Source organism: Catellatospora aurea (assembly GCF_042663325.1).
Lineage (GTDB): Bacteria > Actinomycetota > Actinomycetes > Mycobacteriales > Micromonosporaceae > Catellatospora > Catellatospora aurea.
The window spans coordinates 51,750-69,323 of record NZ_JBHTAC010000045.1; the positions used below are offsets into that span (position 1 = coordinate 51,750).

Sequence of the window (17,574 nt, forward strand, 5' to 3'; positions counted from 1 at the left end):
GGGCCGGGACCGGCCCGACGAGGCGGATCAGGCCTGACAGCCGGTCTCCGGTCGCGCCCCGCGGGGTGCGGTCGGAGACCGGCTGTCATCGGGTCAGGCGATGGCGCAGGCGCTGCCGTTCAGGGTGAACGACGACGGTTTGCCGGTGTTGCCGGTGTGGTTGGCGTTGAACCCGATCGTGGTGCTCGCACCCGGGGCGAGGGTGCCGTTGTAGCTCAGGTTGCGGGCGGTCACCGCGCCGCTGGTCGGCGAGTAGGTCGCGTTCCAGCCGGAGGTGATCGCCTGCCCGCCGGGCAGGGTGAACGCCAGCGCCCAGCCGTTGACCGTGGACGATCCGGTGTTCGTGATGGTGATGTTCGCGGTCAGGCCCGTGTTCCACGGATTGACCGTGTACGCGATCCGGCACGCGCCCTGCGGCTGCGGGCTCGGTGACACGCTCGGCGACGGCGGTGCGCTGGGCGACGGCTGCGTACTCGGCGACGGCGACGGCTGCGTGCTGGGCGACGGGCTCGGCGGCGCGGAGGTGAGGCCGAAGAACTGGATCGCCATCAGAGCCTGGCCGCTCAGGGGCAGGTTGTGGCCGACCCCGGCGAGGCTGACGCCCTCGACCGCGACGTTGACACCCGAGCCGCCGTAGCGGGTGCGGGTCCAGCCGGACTGCGGGGTGTCGGTGTACGTCGGGGTCTGGCTCAGGCCGTGCACGTTGGTCCACTGCTTGATCGCCTCGCCGAAGTTCGGGTAGCGCAGTGTCGTGTCGTCGGTGCCGTGGAACAGCTGCATGCGCGGCCGGGGGCCGGTGTAGCCGGGGTAGGCCGCGCGGACCTGGTCACCCCACTGCTGGGCCGTCTTGATCAGCTGGCCGTTGGCGCAGGTGCTGTTCCACATCGAGCCGTCGGTGGTGGCGAAGCACCCGAACGGCACGCCCATGAACGACGAGCCCGCCTTGAAGACGTCCGGGTACGCCCCCAGCAGCACGTTGGTCATCATGCCGCCGGACGACGCGCCGGTGGCGTAGACGCGGTTCGCGTCGCCGTCGCGGTTGGCGACGACCCAGCGCACCATCGACACGATGCTGAGCGAGTCGCTGCCGCCGTTGTGGGTCAGCGACGCCGACGACGACACGTCGAAGCACGCGCCGCTGCGCGTCGCCGACGGGTAGATCACGATGAACTTGTACTGGTCGGCGAGCTGCGCGAACTGGGTTCCCGAGTAGAAGGCCGGGCCGGTGCCGGTGCAGTAGTGCACGGCGACCACGACCGCGGGCCGGGTGCCGATGTTGTCGGGCACGTACAGGTGCATCCGCAGGTTGCTGGGGTTGGTCCCGAAGTTGGTGACCTCGGTCAGCGTCGCCGCCTGGGCCGGTGGTGAGGCGACGACGAGTCCCCCCACGACGGCCAGGGCCGAGGCGGCGACCGCCAGCAGTGTCCTGACTCCTTTGCGCATGGTGTCTCCTCCCGCGGCGGGGCAGCGCCGCTGAGAAACGTTTCCAATATGTAATCGAATGCATTCGCTCGAACCATAGGCGTCGATACGAAGCGGGTCAAGCGGAGCCGCCGGCCGGTAGTTTCGGCACACTCACCGCGCACGTCCACCCGCGTTGATCATGAACTTGTGGCACCGACACGCCGTCGAGCCGTGCCATAAGTTCATGATCAACGCGGCAGGGGTGGGGCGGTGCTGGCGCGGATGACTAGGTCGGTGGCCAGTTCGATGCGCAGGCGGGGTGGGGTGTCGGCGGCGGCGAGGGTGAGGGCGAGGTCGGCGGCGGCGGCGCCCATGTCGGCCAGGGGCTGGCGGATCGTGGTCAGGGCCGGGCCGCTCCAGCGGGCGAACTCGAGGTCGTCAAAGCCGACCACGCTCAGGTCGTCGGGCACGCGGCGGCCGGCTCGGCGGGCCGCCTCGTACACGCCGAGGGCCAGCAGGTCGTTGCAGCAGAAGGCGGCCGTCGGCGGGGTTGTCAGGGCCAGCAGGTCGCGGCCGTGGCGCAGGCCGTCCTCGTAGGACAGCGAACCGGTGCGCAGGAGCGCCGGCTCGACCGGCACTCCCGCTGCGTCCATCGCGGCCCGGTAGCCGTCGAGGCGGGCGCGGGCGGCGAGGAAGCCGGGCGGTCCGCCGATCATCGCGATCCGGTGGTGGCCCAGTTCCAGCAGGTGGCGGGTGGCGGTCAGGCCGCCGTTCCAGTTCGCCGCGCCGACCGAGGGCACGCTGTGCACCGGCTCGCCGGTCGGGTCCAGCGCCACCAGCGGGATGCCGCTGGCCGCGAGCCGGGCGTGCTCGCGGCGCATGGCCGCGCCGTACACCGCGATGACCGCGACGGGACGCCGGCGCAGCACCTGGTCGAGCCAGCCGGGTGCCGACGCGGTCTCGGTGAATCCGACCGCGAGCTGCCGCGCGCCCGCGACCTGCGCGACCCCTCGCATGATCTCGATGGCCAGGTGGCTCTCCAGCGCCTGGAACACGACCTCCAGCATCGGCGCCTGGGTGACCGCGTCCGGGCGGCGGTAGTCCTGCTCCCGCAGCACCCGCTCGACCCGGGCCCGGGTCTCGGCGGCCACCCCGGGGTGCCCGTTGAGTACTTTGGACACCGTCGGCGCGGACACCCCGGCCAGTCGTGCGACGACCGCGACCGTGGTCTCCCCGCGCCGCCGCCCCCGCCGCGCGGCGGGCACGCCCTTCTCGGCGCGCGCCGGGGCGAGTTCCTTGGCCCTGCGCGCTGGGGCGGGGACGGCCTCGCCGGGATACCCGGAACCGCCGGGCAAGGCCGGCGGTTCGGGCAGGTCGCGGCCTGTCACGGCCGGGTCGGTAGTGGTCACTGCGGGGCCGGGCGCTGGTGCGGCACGGCGGTCAGGGTCGGCGACCGGTACAGGTTGATCGCGCGGGAGGCCAGGTCGTTGACGGTCGAGGCGTTCGCCCACGCGCCGAACACGATCGCGGCGAACGGAATCGCCTTCGCGGCGACCTTGCGCACCGCCCGCATCCCTGCCATCTGCGCGAGCTTCCAGCTCAACCGGCCCAGCGCGCGGCCGACAGGTGCGCGGCTCGTGGTCGTGCCGACGCCCTTGGCCAGCGCCGTGCCGATGCCCTCGCGTCCCTGGGCGACGCCCAGCGCCAGCCGGGCCGCCTCGGTCGCCTTGTGCACCCGCTGCAGCACCAGCAGGTCGGTGGCACGGTCGGGGTGGGTCGGGTCGACGCCGTACACGGCGGCCAGGTGCAGCACCAGGCGGCTCTGCGTCCAGGCCAGGGTGGCCAGGTCGGCGATCGCGCCGGGCAGCCCGACCGAGCCCGACACCGCCCCGGTGAACCGGGCGTGCCGCCGGAACCGCCTGACCGCGAGCTGTGCCAGGCCGTCGGGGTGCATGTGCGGGTATCTGGTGCGCATGCGCGCGACCCAGGCCGCGGCCTGCGGCCCGATCCGGGCCACCGCCTCCAGCGCCAGGTGTTCCGGGGCGTACTGGGGGTCGGCCTTCATCCGCTGCCACAGCCCCGGCGGCGGGGCGTCGCGGACGTCGAGTTCGGCGTCGGCCGGCGCGAGCGCGCCCGGATCGGTCATCGGAGAACCTCCGCGAGGTCGAGCAGGGACTCGTCGGCGCCGGGCGCGCCGACCAGGCACAGCCCGACGGGCAGGCCGTCGACGGCCGCCCCGGGGACGCTGAGCGCGGGCAGGCCCACGACGCTGGAGATGCCGGTCAGGCCGAGGATCGGGGCGCGCAGCGGGCCGGTGTCGGCACCGCGCGCCGGGGCGGGCGCGGGCGCGGTCGGGATGACCAGCACCGCGCCGTCGAGCAGCTGCGCCATCGCGGTGCGGACCGCGGTGATCTCCCGGTCGGCGGCGATCAGTTCCGGGTGGGTACGTTCGGCCGCCACGCGCACCCGCTCGCCCACCCCGGGACCGAAGACCGGGTCGTGCTGCCGCACCCATTCGCCGTGGCGCCGCCAGAACTCCCAGCCGGTACGGACCGCGTACGCGAACCGGTAGTCCGGGGCGGGGGCCGAGCCCCACAGCGGCTTCTCGTCGCACGGCAGGGTCGCGGCCAGCCGCTCCAGGGCCGGCTGCAGTGCCTGGCGCACCGCCGGTTCGGCGAGCTCCCACAGATCGGCCGGGGCGACGAGCCCGCGGATCGGGGTGGTGTCGGGGCCGCCGGTCAGCAGCACGCCGGTCGCCGTGCGCAGCAGCACCAGGTCACGGGTGAGCAGGCCCGGCACGTCGAACGAGCCGCACAGCGGCACGACCCCGGCCCGGCTGACCCGGCTGTGGCTGGGCCGCAGGCCGTACAGGCCGCACCAGCCGGCGGGGATGCGCACCGAACCGCCGGTGTCGGTGCCCAGCCCCAGGTCGGCCGAGCCCTCCGCGACCGCGGCCGCGGTGCCGTTGGAGGAGCCGCCGGTGATGTGCCCGGGTGCGGCCGGGTTGTCCGGCGCGCCGTAGTGCGCGTTGGTGCCGAACAGGCTGTACGCCATCTCGTCGGTGTGCGTCTTGCCGACGATGCGCGCGCCCGCGCCGGTCAGCACGGCCACCGCCGCCGCGTCCCGGGTCGCGGGTGGATGGGTGGCGAGCCAGGTGGGGTTGCCTGCGCCGGTGGGCAGGCCGGCGACGTCGAACAGGTCCTTGACGGCCAGGCGCACGCCTTGCAGCGGACCGCCGGTTTCGGGGCGCGGCGGGATCTCATTCACCCAGGGCACGTACGGGCCGGGGATCGGCAGCTCGGTCATCGGCACTCTCCTACCACGAACGCCCGGCCGGACCGGCGGGCGCACCACGTAGCTTAAATGCCTATGGCCCCCGTGCTCAGTCGTCAAACACTCAACCGTGCCCTGCTGTCGCGCCAACTGCTGCTGCGACGTGCGCGGACCCCGGTGCACGACGCGGTCGCGCACCTGTTCGGACTGCAGGCGCAGGCCCCGAACCCGCCGTACGTCGCGCTGTGGAACCGGCTCGAAGACTTCGCACCGGGCGAGCTGTCGCAGCTGATCACCGACCGGCGGGTGGTCCGCATCTCGCTGATGCGCTCGACGATCCACCTGGTCACCGCCGAGGACTGCCTGTCGCTGCGGCCGGTGCTGGCCGCGTCCATGGAACGCGGGCTGGCGGCCGCGTACGGCAAGCAGCTGACCGGGGCCGACCTCGACGCGATCGCGGCCTACGGCCGGGAGCTGGTCGAGCAGCAGCCGCTCACCTGGGCCGAACTCGGTGCGCTGCTGGCGGAGCGCTTTCCGGGCTTCGAGGCGGGCGCGCTCGCGCCGGTGGTGCGCACCCGGGTGCCGCTGGTGCAGGTGCCGCCGCGCGGGCTGTGGGGGTCGAGCGGGCAGGCCGCGCACACCTCGGCCGAGTCGTGGCTGTCGGCCGGGCTCGCCGAGCCGTCGGCCGAGGACATGGTGCTGCGCTACCTGGCCGCGTACGGCCCGGCGAGCGTGCGCGACGTGCAGGCCTGGGCGGGGATGACCCGGCTGAAGGAGGTCGTCGAGCGGCTGCGGCCGCGGCTGCTGGTGTTCCGCGACGAGCAGGGCGTCGAGCTGTTCGACCTGCCCGACGCGCCCCGGCCGGACGCGGACGAGCCCACGCCGGTGCGGCTGCTGGGCGAGTTCGACAGCGTGCTGCTGGCGCACGCCGACCGCACCCGGATCATCTCCGACGAGCACCGCAAACGCATCTTCACGATCAACGGCATCATCCGCGCGACCGTCCTGATCGGCGGGTCCGTCGCCGGGATGTGGCGCGTCGAGCGCGAGCGCGGCCGGGCCGTGCTGGCCGTCGAGCCGTTCACGCCGTTCAGCGCCGCCGACCGTGCGGCGGTGGCCGAGGAGGGCGCGCGGCTGCTGGCCTTCGCCGCCCCGGAAGCGGCGTCGCACGAGGTGCTGATCACCTGAGCCACTGTCACCTAACGTACTGCTCCGGTGCTGCTGGGTAGCTGACAGACAACGGACCGGCCATCGGCCGTCACCTACCGTGACCGGCGAGCGACCTCACGCTCATCGATCTCAGGGAGAGTGGTTCCGATGTCCATCGACACGCACAGCCCTGTTCGACGCGGCCGGCCGACCCGGCTGGTCGCGACGCTGCTCGCGGCGACGCTGCTCGCGCTCGGCCTGTCCGTCGCCGCCAACGTCGCGACGGCGACGCCCGCGCAGGCCCTCTGCGTCACCCCGGCGATGGAGGGCGACTGGCACAACATCGACCCGGCCACCAGGTCCATCGTCCGCACGCAGGTGCAGTTCGTGTGCAACGACGTGATCACCTGTGACGCGGACACCGGCATCTGCACCGGCGGGACCAGCTACTACCGGATCCGCCCGTGGGGCGCCTGCACCCCGGCCTGCGACTGGGGATGGCGCAACACGGTCCGGGAGAGCGACGGCTGGGTCAGGACGCAGTACGTCTACAGCTACAAGACGGTGGACGTGTGGGCCCGCACCGAGGCCTGGTACGGATTGACCTACCTGCGGGTGTGGACCAACAACGACTTCACCGCCGCCGACGGCCGCGCCGACTACACGACCAACGACTGGTTCCTGCGGTGACGGCGTCGCCGGCGGGAGCCACCGCTCCCGCCGGCGACACCGCGATCAGTGGTGCCCGCCGTGGGCCAGGTGCGAGGGGTGGTCGATGACCCCGGGCTTGCCGCCCGGCGGCACCACCACGAACTGGCCCATCATCCCGGCGTCCTCGTGGAAGAGCACGTGGCAGTGGAACATGTACGGGGTGTTCGGATCCGCGAAATCGCTGAACCTCATGATCAGCTCAAAGGTGACGTCGCCCGGCAGGTAGATCGTGTCCTTCCAGCCGGACAACTGCGGCGGCGGCGGGGCCCCGTCCTGGGTGAGCACCTGGAACTGCACGTCGTGAACATGCAGGCTGTGCGGCTCGCCGTCGTTGTTGACGACCTTCCAGATCTCCACGCTGTCGCGCTCCGGCGCGAAGTCGATCCGGGTCATCTCCATCTGCCTGCTGTTGATCGCGTGCCCGCTGAGCCGGAACGGCCGCTGCTGCACCGCGTCCTCGCGGGCCAGCCGGGGGACCTCCACGAGCCGCTGCGGCACGGCCGGGCGCGGTGCCAGCGTGCCCGCCGCGCGCAACTGGAGCACGTCCAGGGTGTCCGCGCCACCGGTGAACCGGCCGAACGGACCCGTGCCCAGATCCTGCGGGTAGCTGCGCAGCACCGCGCGCTCGCCGGGCTTCATCGTCACCACGATCTCCGCGCGCTCGCCGGGCGACAGCATGATCCGGTCGGTGTCGTACGCCGAGGACAGCAGCCCGCCGTCCGTGCCGACCAGGGCGAACCTGCGATCGTCGGCGAACCCGAAGTCGTAGACCCGGGCGTTGGACCCGTTGAGCAGGCGCAGCCGCACCCGCTCGGTGGTGACGTCGAGGTAGGGCCCGACGGTGCCGTTGACCGCGACGGTGTCGCCGAGCACACCGACCCCGCTCATGAACCCGGGGGTGTCGTCGAGCTTGCCGCTGCCGTCGAACTTCCTGTCCTGCACGATCACCGGGACGTCGTCGACGCCGTACTCGTGCGGCAGCGCGTCCACCGACGTCGCCGGGTCGTCGACGATGAACATGCCGGCCAGGCCCCGGTACACGTGCTTGGCGGTCTCGCCGTGCAGGTGCGGGTGGTACCACAGCGTCGCCGCAGGCTGGTCCACCTTCCAGGTCGGCGACCAGGCCTTGCCCGGCCCCACCAGCTGGTGCGGGCCGCCATCGGCCGCGGCGGGCAGGTGCATGCCGTGCCAGTGCACCGTGGTCGTCTGGTCGAGCGCGTTGGTGACGTTGACCTGGACCTGCTCGCCGCGGGTCGCCCGCAGCGTCGGGCCGAGCACGTCGCCGTTGAAACCCCAGGTCGGGGTCTGCCCGTGACCGAAGTCATGGGTGCCCGCCTGCGCCCTGAGATCGAACACCCGGCGGCCGGTCTCCATCCGCGACGGCGCCAGCGGCGGCACCGCCAGCGGCCGGGTGAAGTCGACCGCGTCGGCCGTCGAGATCACCTGCGAGTTCCACAGCCACACACCGGCTCCGGCGCAGACCGTGCACAGCAGCAGCACCACCACGCCGATGACCGCCAGCACCCTCCTGAGGCGCACCCTGACCAGCTCCCTTCCCGGAGTCCCTGTGAGCGCAGACAGGGTGCCGGGGCGGGTGCGGCCGCGTCGAGGGATCGAGGGCGATACCCGGGCAGAGCCAGGGTCATCCCTGGCTCTGTGGCTGAGTTCACCAGGGGAACCCGGACGGGTTCACCCGTGAGAGCGTTTACCGTCAAACGATGACCGCGACACCCCCCGCCGAAACCGCCACGACCCGCGCCCCGTGGCCGATGGCGGGCCTGCTCGTGGTGGCCGCGGGCACCTTCCTGTCGGTGACGACCGAGATGCTGCCGATGGGCCTGCTCAGCTCGATCAGCCGGGACCTCGACGTGTCGGAGCCCACCGTCGGGCTGCTCGTCACCGGGTACGCCCTGATGGTGGCGCTGTTCGCCGCGCCGCTGGGGCGGCTCACCGCCCGCTTCCCGCGCCGCGGGCTGCTGGTCGGCGCGCTCGTCGCCTACGCCGCCAGCAACGTGATCATGGCGTTGAGCACGGTGTACCCGCTCGCGGCGGCGGCCCGGCTGCTCGGCGGGCTGACCCACGGCGCGTTCTGGGCCATGGTCGCCGGGTACGTCGCCCGCATGGTCACCCCCGACCGGGTCGGCCGCGCGGTGACCCTGGTGTTCACCGGCGGCACCGTCGCGATCCTGGTCGGCGTGCCCACCGGCACCGCGCTCGGCGTCGCCGTCGGCTGGCGGGCCACCTTCGCCGTGCTCGCCGGGATCGCGCTGTTGCTGGCCTTCGTCGGCTGGCGGCTGCTGCCCGACTACCCCGGCGAGCTGTCGGGTCAGGGCATGAGCCTGCTGCGGGTGCTGCGTACGCCGTCGGTCGCGATCGTCGTGATCACCACCGCGGTGACGATGCTGGGCTACTTCGGCTTCTACACCTACATCTCGCCGTTCCTGCAGTCCACGGGCCTGAGCGAGGCGGCGCTGAGCCCGGCGCTGCTCGGTTACGGCGCGGCCGGCGCGGTCGGCCTGCTCGCCGCCGGGCTGCTGGTGGACAAGCGGCCCCGGTTCGCGATGCTGGCGGGCACCGTCACGCTGACCGCGGCGCTGATCGTGCTGAGCATGTCCGGCCACTCCCCCGCGCTGGCCGTGGCCGCGGCGGCCGTTGCGGGCATGGCGCTCAACGCGCTGGCCACCCTGGTGCAGGCGGCGATCCTGCGGGCCGCGCCGGCCGGGGCCGCCGACACCGCCGCGGCGCTGAACGCGTCGGCGTTCAACGTGGGCATCGGCGGCGGCGCGCTGGTCGGCGGGCTGGTGCTCGCCGGCTGGGGGCCGGGCGCGCTGCCGCTGGTCGCCGCGCTGCTGACCTGCGCCGGAGTGTTCGGCGTGGCGTACGGGCGGCGGGAGGGCTTCCCGGCCACGGTGCCCTCGTCGGCGGGCTGAGCCGAACGACAACCCGGATGCGCCCGCACGCCGCGCCTGATCGATCCGGTCGCCGCGTTCCTCGCCTCGGGCCTGTCCGCCACCACGGTCTGACCCCGGCGGGCGACGCCACCGCCGCCCCCTGCTCGCCCGGACGGCGCGGTGCAGGCAGAATGTTCCACCGTGACGACGTCCATTGCGCAGCGCATTGCCGAGGAACTCGGCGTACGGCAGAACCAGGTGAACGCGGCGGTCGAACTGCTCGACGGCGGATCGACCGTCCCGTTCATCGCCCGGTACCGCAAGGAGGTCACCGGCGAGCTGGACGACGCCCAGCTGCGCACCCTGGAAGAGCGGCTGCGCTACCTGCGTGAGCTGGAGGAGCGCCGGTCGACGATCCTGGAGTCGATCCGCTCCCAGGGCAAGCTCGACGACGCCCTCGAAGCGCTGATCAACGGGGCGGACTCGAAGGCGCGGCTGGAGGACATCTACCTGCCGTACAAGCCCAAGCGCCGGACCAAGGCGATGATCGCGCGCGAGGCCGGGCTGGAGCCGCTCGCGGACCTGCTGCTCGGCGACCCGTCGCACGATCCGCAGACGGCCGCCGCGGGCTTCGTCGACGCCGACAAGGGCGTCGCCGACCCGGCCGCCGCGCTGGAGGGCGCCCGCGCGATCCTGGTCGAGCGTTTCGGCGAGAACGCCGACCTGATCGGCGCGCTGCGCGAGCAGATGTGGACCCGCGGGCGCATCGTGTCGAAGATGCGCGACGGCAAGGCCGAGGAAGGCGCGAAGTTCTCCGACTACTTCGACTTCTCCGAGCCGTACGCGAAGCTGCCCAGCCACCGCATCCTGGCCATGTTCCGGGGCGAGAAGGAGGAGGTGCTCGACCTGGTCATGGAGCCGGACGAGCCCGCCGCCGAGGGCGCGCCCGCCGGGCCGAGCATCTTCGAGCAGCGCATCGCCGCCGCGTTCGGCATCAGCGACCGCGGCCGCCCCGCCGACAAGTGGCTGGGCGACACGGTGCGCTGGGCCTGGCGCACCCGCATCCTGGTGCACCTGGGCCTGGACCTGCGCACCCGGCTCTGGGCGGCCGCCGAGGAGGAGGCCGTCCGGGTCTTCGCGATGAACCTGCGCGACCTGCTGCTGGCCGCCCCGGCCGGCACCCGCGCCACGATGGGCCTGGACCCCGGCTACCGCACCGGCGTGAAGGTCGCCGTCGTCGACGCCACCGGCAAGGTCGTCGCCCACGACACCATCTACCCGCACGTGCCGCACAACCGCTGGAACGAGTCCCTGGCCACGCTCGCCAAGCTGGCGCAGGCGCACAACGTCGAGCTGATCGCGATCGGCAACGGCACCGCGTCGCGGGAGACCGACAAGCTCGCCGCCGACCTGATCAAGCTCGCGCCGCAGCTGAACCTGACGAAGATCGTCGTCTCCGAGGCGGGCGCGTCGGTGTACTCGGCGTCGGCGTACGCCTCGCAGGAGCTGCCCAGCCTCGACGTGTCGATCCGCGGCGCGGTCTCCATCGCCCGCCGTCTGCAGGACCCGCTCGCCGAACTGGTGAAGATCGACCCGAAGTCCATCGGCGTCGGGCAGTACCAGCACGACCTGTCCGAGGTGAAGCTGTCGCGCTCGCTGGACGCGGTGGTCGAGGACTGTGTGAACGGCGTCGGCGTCGACGTGAACACCGCCTCCGCGCCGCTGCTGGCCCGGGTCTCCGGCATCAGCACCGGCCTGGCCGAGAACATCGTGCTGCACCGCGACGCCAACGGCCCGTTCCGCTCGCGCACCGCGCTCAAGGAGGTCGCGCGGCTGGGCCCGAAGGCGTTCGAGCAGTGCGCGGGCTTCCTGCGCATCCCCAACGGCGACAACCCGCTCGACGCCTCCAGCGTGCACCCGGAGGCCTACCCGGTGGTGCAGCGCATCCTGAAGAACAACGGCATCGAGATGCCCAAGCTCATCGGCAACGGCTCGCTGCTGCGCACCCTCAAGCCGGCCGAGTACGCCGACGACGTGTTCGGTCTGCCGACCGTCACCGACATCATCAAGGAGCTGGAGAAGCCCGGCCGCGACCCGCGTCCCGCCTTCAAGACCGCGTCCTTCAAGGACGGCGTCGAGAAGATCGGCGACCTGCAGCCCGGCATGCTGCTGGAGGGCGTGGTCACCAACGTGGCCGCGTTCGGCGCGTTCGTCGACATCGGCGTGCACCAGGACGGCCTGGTCCACGTGTCGGCGATGTCGCGGACGTTCGTCAGCGACCCGCGCGAGGTGGTCAAGTCCGGTGACGTCGTCAAGGTCAAGGTGCTCGACGTCGACATCCCGCGCAAGCGCATCTCGCTGACCCTGCGCCTGGAGGACGAGGCGGCCCCCGCCGGTTCCGCGCGCCAGGGCGGCGGAGGCGGTGGCGACCGCGGCCAGCGTGGCGGCGGTGGCCAGCGCGGTGGCGGCTCCGGTGGCGGTCAGCGCGGCGGACAGGGTGGCCAGGGCGGTCAGCGTGGCGGGCAGCCCCGCCAGCAGCGCAGCGAGCCCGTCGGCAACAGTGCGATGGCCGACGCCCTGCGCCGCGCCGGCCTCGACAAGCTCCGCTGACCCACCCGCCCCGTTTCACATACACATTGGCCTATCTCATCGAAATCGCCGCCCGGCTTTTCGATGAGATAGGCCAATGTCGTTCCCCGACGAGCGCCACGGCCGGCGAAGGTACGCCGTGCACGGCTTACATCTTTTTTGATGTGAGCACATCAAAAAAGATGTAAGCGCTCGGACTCATGTACTCGCCAGCGCTCCGGCAACCGTTCACGAGCAACAGTCAGGCCGGTGACCGCCTGCGTTCCTTGAGCCGGCGATGGCTGAGCACGACCAGGGCCACACCGCCCGCGATCGACGCCAGGCTGCCCACCCCGAACACGATGTCATTGCTCTTGCCGTCCTCGATGTCGGCGATCCGCACCTGCCGCAGCCGCACCTCGGCCTCCCCCTGCGACTCGGACAGCAACCACTCGGCCCTGGCCTGCTCGTCGACGAGCTGCGTGTACCCGTACACGGCCACCGCCCCGATCAGCAGCCCGAACCCGGCCAGCACCACTCCCAGCGCGTACCAGAGTCTCCACATGGCGTCCTCCTGCCTGTGCCGATGATGGGCGACCGTAGGACCGGTCCCGCCCGCATGACCTGGCCTCGGCGTGTGCCCGCAGGTGGCACCGCAGAACAGGTCCCGGTGCGGGCCGGTACGGGAGGCCGGCGCGACCAGCGCCGTGTCGTGGAGTCCGATCGCGCCGGTGTCGGCTTGCCGATACCGCAGCCGCCTCGATCACCTCGTTGAACGGTCGAGTTTGGTCTATCGAGGAGGATCCGCGTGCGCGGACGGGCGAGCAGGGCGGGGTTGGCGGCGCTGGTGGGCGTGGCCGCGGCGTTCGCCGGGGTGATCGCGGGCGGCGCGGGCGGTGGCGCGTCGGACATCCGCACCTGCTCGCTGGGCAGCCCGTGCGACTCGGCCGGATCGCGGCTGGTCGTCGCCGGTGGCGGCGACGGCGCGGGCGGCGGCTGCTTCGCCGCGAGCTGCGCCCCCTCCGGGGACGGCGGTGACGGCACCGCGGGCGGCCCCGGCAACGGCGGGCTGCCGTTCGGGCCGCTCGGGCTGGTCGGCTTCCCCGGCGCGGGGGCCGTCGGCGGCGTCGGCGCGCTCGCGCCCGGCACCAGCGGCGGAGGCGGCGGCGGTGGAGGCGGCGGCTGGTTCGGCGGTGGCGGCGGCTCGTCCGGCGGCGCTCCCCCGGTCCCGCTGATCGCCGGGTTCGACGGCGGCAACGGCGGCTCCGGCGCGAGCCACGCCACGGCTGCCGCGAGCAACGTCAGCATCGCCGAGACCGGCGACGACGCCTCGGTCATCATCTCCTACCAGGTACGCGACACGACCCTGAGCTACCTCGGCGCGACCTCGGGCCCGGTGGGCGCACCGGCGCAGTTGCGCGCCCGGCTCACGTACACGACCGGCGGCGCGCCGATCGCGGGTGCAACGGTCCAGTTCGCGCTGGCCGGCACACCCGGCTGCAGCGCGGTCACCGACGCGGTCGGCGAGGCGGCGTGCACGGTCACTCCGCAGGCTCCCGCGAACACCCGCGCGCTGACCGCCTCGTACGCCGGGGACACCGTCCGCCACGCGTCCAGCGTGTCGGCCTCGTACGAGGTCAAGCGCAAGCCGACCACGCTGACCTGGACCGGAGACGTGACCGGCGACTACCACGACCCGGTGACGCTCGCGGCGAAACTGACCCTGACCGACACCGGTGCGGCGCTGCCCGGCGAGCCGGTCACCCTGGCCCTGAACGCCGCCGAGTCCTGCGACGCCGTCACCGGTGGCGACGGCGTCGCGAGCTGCACGGTGGTGCCGCAGGAGACGCCCGGCCCGTACCCCGCGACGGCCGCCTACGCCGGGGACGAGGTGCACCTGCCCAGTGCGGCGACGACGACCTTCACCGTCACCAAGGAGCAGACCCGGCTCGCGTACACCGGTGACGTGAACGTCGCCAACGACGAGCCCGCGCGGCTGGCCGCCCGCCTCACCGAGGGCTCGGCACCGCCGCTGCCCGGTGACGGCACGCCCGTCGCGGGCACCCCGGTGACGTTGACGCTGGGCAGCGGCGCGTCGGCGCAGTCGTGCACCGCCGACACCGACGCCACCGGCACCGCCGCCTGCGTGATCGCCGACGTAGCCCAGCCGCTGGCCGCCGACGGCAGGCTGCCCGTGTCGGCCGCCTACCCCGGCAGCGCCTTCCACGAGCCGAGCCGCGCCGCCACGACGGTGGGCCTGCAGCACGAGACCGGCCGGGCGTACGGCGTCTCCGGCAAGCTCAAGGTCCTGGTCGGCTCCGCGACGCTGCCCGCGGCCCCGGACACCGGCGCGATCCGCACCGCCGACCCGTCGACCACCGGCACGCCGTGCACGGCGACGGTGAACGTGCTGGTCCTGCGGGCGGCAGCGCTGTGCGCGAACGTCACCACGCGCACCGCCCCGGGCGGCTCGACCGCCGTCGCGACCGTCGGCTCGGTGGAGCTGGGCCTGCCCGGCCTGCCCGCGATCGCGCTACGCGACGTGCGCACCACGTCTGTCACGGACTGCGCCGGGTCCACCGGCACGGTCACCGTCGGCCAGCTGCTGATCGGCGGCGTCGCGGTCACCGCGACGGACAGCACGGTCGCGATCCCGGGCGTGCCCGGCGCGAAGATCGCGTTCAACGAGCAGGTGCCCGTCGACGGCGGGCTGACGGTCAACGGCGTGCACATCGTCGTCCCGCCGACGCTGGGCGTCAGCGCCGACATCGTGCTCGCCTCGGCCACCAGCGACATCCACCACTGCCGCTGACCCGCGACCGGGCGGCCGGGCCTGCGCGGCCCGGCCGCCCCACCGCACGGCTACATGCACACCCGCCACTGCCCGTCCTCCTTGAGCAGCGGCACACCCAGCGAGTACGTCGATCCGTCGTCCACCCGGGTCAGCTTCAGGGTGACGACGCCGCTCACGGTCGAGTTGTGCTGCTCCACACTCACCCCGGTCACCGAGTAGTCCTTGATCCGCGGCCGGGCGCTCTGCTCCGCGACGTACTGCTGCTCGGTGGTCAGCTCCCGCGTGCGACGGCACAGCTGCGCGTACGCGCCCGCGAAGTCACCGGCGACCAGGTCGTCGGCGTACGCCTTGGTGGCGTCCCTGGCGGGTGCGGTCGCCGCGTCGATGCCCCGGTACGCGAAGTAGCCGGCGACGGCGGCACCGCCGCAGCACAGCATGAGGACGATCGCGACGATGATGAGGATCTTGCGGAGCGGGCTCTTCGGCTTCGGCGGGCCGGGTGGCAGAGACGTCATGGCGATCACTGTGCGCGACGGCCGCAAGCCCCCGGCACCGCTCAGTAGACGTACCGGGCACGGTCCAGGCAGTCAAGGGCGCGGAGCCGGACCCGAGACGGCGATCTCCGCGCCGACGGTTCACGGGAGCGTCAGCCGGTCGGGGCCAGCTCCGCCACCTGCGTGGAGGGCTCCGGCCTGCGCCGGGACTCGCGCCAGGCAGGCAGGTAGAGCGGGGCCGCCACGGCGAGCACCACCGCGCCGACATACATCGCGGTGCTGATGCTCGTGGCCGCGGCGAGCGCGGTGAGCGCGACCCCGCCGAGCGCCCCGGCGGGTTGCCCCATCATCGAGTTCAGGGAGATCACGCTGGTCCGATAGGGACCGTCGACCTGGCGGTGCAGCAGCCCGGTGTGCAGCGGATTCGACGCCCCGTGCACGGCGTAGCAGGCCAGGAACGCGACCAGCACGCCGACGGGCCCGGCGAACAGGCCCATGCCCACCACGGTCAGGCCCTGCAGGATGCGCAGCAAGGCGGCACCGGGCGCGGCTCCGGGCCAGCGCAGCAGCAGCGGGGTCAGCGCGGCCCCGGCCGCCGACACCAGCCAGGCCGCCGAGTTCGCCGGGCCGAGCAGCGCGGCGGCCCGGTCGGGGTCGCCGACGACCTCGGCGAGCCGCACCGGCAGCAGCGACTCGAAGGTGACCATCCCGAAGCCCCAGAACAGCTCGACGGCCACGAGTGCGAGCAGCACCCGGGAGCGGCGGAGCAGCCCGAACGCCTGCCCGACCATCCGGGGCGCGTCGCGCACCGAGGCCCGCAGTGCGGCGACACCGCGTGCCGGGCGCACCTCGACCATCAGCGCCAGCAGCACGACCAGGGCGACCACCTGCATCGCCGTGGCGGCGACCACCGGGACGGTGAGCGCGCTGAACGGGCCGACCGGGCCCAGCGCGATCAGGCCACCGCTGAGCAGCGCCCCGGCGGAGATCGCCACACCGATGACGGTGCCGGCGTACCCGAGGCCCGGTTCGTACTTCGCCTCCGGGTCGGCGGCCAGGGTGGCGTCGACGTACCAGGACTCCAGTGGGCCGGAGTCGAGCGCTCGGTGGATGCCCTGCAGCGCCCAGACGGCGAAAAACAGCGCGACCGAGTCGGCCACCACGAACAGCCCGAGCGAGATCAGGTTGATGATCCATGCGGTGGCCAGCACCGGCTTGCGGCCGAGCGCGTCCGCCAGCCCGCCGGTGGGCAGTTCCAGGGCGAGCACGAGGATGCCCTGTGCGGTGAAGACCAGGCCCATCTGCGGCAGGGTCAGCCCGCGTTCCTGCATGAGCAGGATCAGCACCGGGATGATGAGGCCGGAGGGCAACCAGCGCAGGCCGTGCAGCAGCAGGAATCGCCGTCGGACCTGCTTGACGGTCAGCGCGCTCATCGCAGCTCCTCCGCCCGCGGGAAGCTCACCAGGAACACGTTGACCTGTGCGGCCCCGCTCTCGTCGGCGTACACGGGGTCCTGCCGGTATTTCATGACCAGGTCCCAGATCTCCTCGTTGAGCGCCCGCAGCCGGTCCGGGGCGAGGGTCAGCATGGCGTCGCTGATCGTGGCGGCCTCCCGCCATTCCCGCGGGGCCGTCTGCTGTGTCGCCAACCAGCGTTCGGCCTGCTCGCTCATCAACTGCAGCTGCTGATTCTCGATCCACTGGGCGGCGGCGCGGGCGTCGGGATCGTCGTCGAAGTCGGTCGGCCGCCAGGTGCTGGCGTCATGGGCGGCCCGCCAGAATCGCTGTCGGCCGGTGCCGAGGTCGGCCTCCTCGACGACGAGGCCGACGTCGGCGAGCTGGCGCAGGTGGTAGCTGGTCGCGCCGGTGTTGGTGTCCAGCAGTCGGGCGAGGGTGGTGGCGGTGGCCGGGCCGTCGGCCCGCAGCAGACCCAGCAGGCGGGCCCGCAGAGGGTGGGCCAGGGTGCGGATCTGCAGCGCGTTCAGGCGCACGATCCGGTGCGGTACGGTGCTCGACTCATCGTCCATGGATGCACAGTAGTTGTGCACAGTAGTTATGCACAATAGTTCTGCAAAGTTTTCCTGCACTGCCACGCGTCGTGCCCCGCGAACACCTCCCGCCGCGCGGTTACATCTTTTTTGATGTGGCCACATCAAAAAAGATGTAGTCCGAGCCAGTACGTTCGACGCCCCCCGCCGACACGTAGGGCCGGCCCCATGCACTGCCCACAGCCCTACGGGGTTAGTCCCTTCGCCTGAATGGCGGCCCGTTCACGGGTGAAAACCGTGCGT

Annotated in this window: 14 protein-coding genes; 5 read left to right on the top strand and 9 right to left on the bottom strand. The window is 72.8% G+C overall.

Features of this window, described 5'->3' with window-relative positions; all coding sequences use genetic code 11:
* Window positions 1-93: 93 nt before the first annotated feature.
* The 4 genes from ACFQO7_RS30595 to ACFQO7_RS30610 all read right to left on the bottom strand — a co-directional run bounded on the left by ACFQO7_RS30595 (window position 94) and on the right by ACFQO7_RS30610 (window position 4,710).
* The gene (locus tag ACFQO7_RS30595; RefSeq protein ID WP_376809631.1) at window positions 94-1,443 is read right to left on the bottom strand and encodes an extracellular catalytic domain type 1 short-chain-length polyhydroxyalkanoate depolymerase; all 1,350 of its coding nucleotides are present in this window, start codon (window positions 1,441-1,443) and stop codon (window positions 94-96) included.
* Between the two features lie 209 nt (window positions 1,444-1,652).
* Window positions 1,653-2,792 carry a LacI family DNA-binding transcriptional regulator gene (locus ACFQO7_RS30600; protein WP_376809632.1) on the bottom strand — a complete coding sequence of 380 codons (1,140 nt, stop codon included), beginning with the start codon at window positions 2,790-2,792 and terminating at the stop codon, window positions 1,653-1,655.
* 17 nt (window positions 2,793-2,809) lie between these two features.
* On the bottom strand, window positions 2,810-3,550 hold the full coding sequence (locus ACFQO7_RS30605) for an EcsC family protein (RefSeq protein WP_376809633.1): 741 nt from the start codon (window positions 3,548-3,550) through the stop codon (window positions 2,810-2,812).
* On the bottom strand, window positions 3,547-4,710 hold the full coding sequence (locus tag ACFQO7_RS30610; RefSeq protein ID WP_376809634.1) for an amidase family protein: 1,164 nt from the start codon (window positions 4,708-4,710) through the stop codon (window positions 3,547-3,549). Before ACFQO7_RS30610 ends, ACFQO7_RS30605 begins: the two co-directional genes overlap by 4 nt.
* 63 nt (window positions 4,711-4,773) lie before the next feature.
* On the opposite strand from ACFQO7_RS30610, the gene ACFQO7_RS30615 reads away from it, so the two are divergent.
* Both ACFQO7_RS30615 and ACFQO7_RS30620 read left to right on the top strand, forming a co-directional pair.
* Window positions 4,774-5,865, top strand: coding sequence for a winged helix DNA-binding domain-containing protein (locus ACFQO7_RS30615; protein WP_376809635.1), 1,092 nt, complete (start codon window positions 4,774-4,776; stop codon window positions 5,863-5,865).
* A 129-nt stretch (window positions 5,866-5,994) separates the two neighbouring features.
* Entirely contained in the window at window positions 5,995-6,516 is a 522-nt protein-coding gene (locus tag ACFQO7_RS30620) for a hypothetical protein (RefSeq protein ID WP_376809636.1), read from the top strand.
* 45 nt (window positions 6,517-6,561) lie between these two features.
* On the opposite strand, the gene ACFQO7_RS30625 is transcribed toward ACFQO7_RS30620, so the two are convergent.
* Window positions 6,562-8,076: a multicopper oxidase family protein gene (locus tag ACFQO7_RS30625; protein WP_376809637.1), complete on the bottom strand. Its 1,515-nt coding sequence runs from the start codon at window positions 8,074-8,076 to the stop codon at window positions 6,562-6,564.
* Window positions 8,077-8,255: 179 nt separating this feature from the next.
* On the opposite strand from ACFQO7_RS30625, the gene ACFQO7_RS30630 reads away from it, so the two are divergent.
* Both ACFQO7_RS30630 and ACFQO7_RS30635 read left to right on the top strand, forming a co-directional pair.
* A complete protein-coding gene (locus tag ACFQO7_RS30630) occupies window positions 8,256-9,467 on the top strand; it encodes an MFS transporter (RefSeq protein WP_376809638.1) in 1,212 nt (403 codons plus the stop codon).
* Window positions 9,468-9,629: 162 nt separating this feature from the next.
* A complete protein-coding gene (locus ACFQO7_RS30635; RefSeq protein WP_376809639.1) occupies window positions 9,630-12,038 on the top strand; it encodes a Tex family protein in 2,409 nt (802 codons plus the stop codon).
* A 220-nt stretch (window positions 12,039-12,258) separates the two neighbouring features.
* On the opposite strand, the gene ACFQO7_RS30640 is transcribed toward ACFQO7_RS30635, so the two are convergent.
* Window positions 12,259-12,561, bottom strand: a complete 303-nt coding sequence (locus ACFQO7_RS30640) for a hypothetical protein (RefSeq protein ID WP_376809640.1) — start codon at window positions 12,559-12,561, stop codon at window positions 12,259-12,261.
* Between the two features lie 243 nt (window positions 12,562-12,804).
* On the opposite strand from ACFQO7_RS30640, the gene ACFQO7_RS30645 reads away from it, so the two are divergent.
* Window positions 12,805-14,808, top strand: coding sequence for a choice-of-anchor P family protein (locus tag ACFQO7_RS30645; protein WP_376809641.1), 2,004 nt, complete (start codon window positions 12,805-12,807; stop codon window positions 14,806-14,808).
* 50 nt (window positions 14,809-14,858) lie between these two features.
* Here the strand turns inward: ACFQO7_RS30645 and ACFQO7_RS30650 are convergent, their stop codons facing one another.
* From ACFQO7_RS30650 to ACFQO7_RS30660, 3 genes are all read right to left on the bottom strand, one after another.
* Window positions 14,859-15,305: an Rv0361 family membrane protein gene (locus ACFQO7_RS30650; protein WP_376809642.1), complete on the bottom strand. Its 447-nt coding sequence runs from the start codon at window positions 15,303-15,305 to the stop codon at window positions 14,859-14,861.
* A 131-nt stretch (window positions 15,306-15,436) separates the two neighbouring features.
* A complete protein-coding gene (locus ACFQO7_RS30655; protein WP_376809643.1) occupies window positions 15,437-16,717 on the bottom strand; it encodes an MFS transporter in 1,281 nt (426 codons plus the stop codon).
* Window positions 16,714-17,310, bottom strand: a complete 597-nt coding sequence (locus ACFQO7_RS30660) for an ArsR/SmtB family transcription factor (RefSeq protein WP_376809644.1) — start codon at window positions 17,308-17,310, stop codon at window positions 16,714-16,716. Before ACFQO7_RS30660 ends, ACFQO7_RS30655 begins: the two co-directional genes overlap by 4 nt.
* Between the last annotated feature and the right edge of the window lie 264 nt (window positions 17,311-17,574).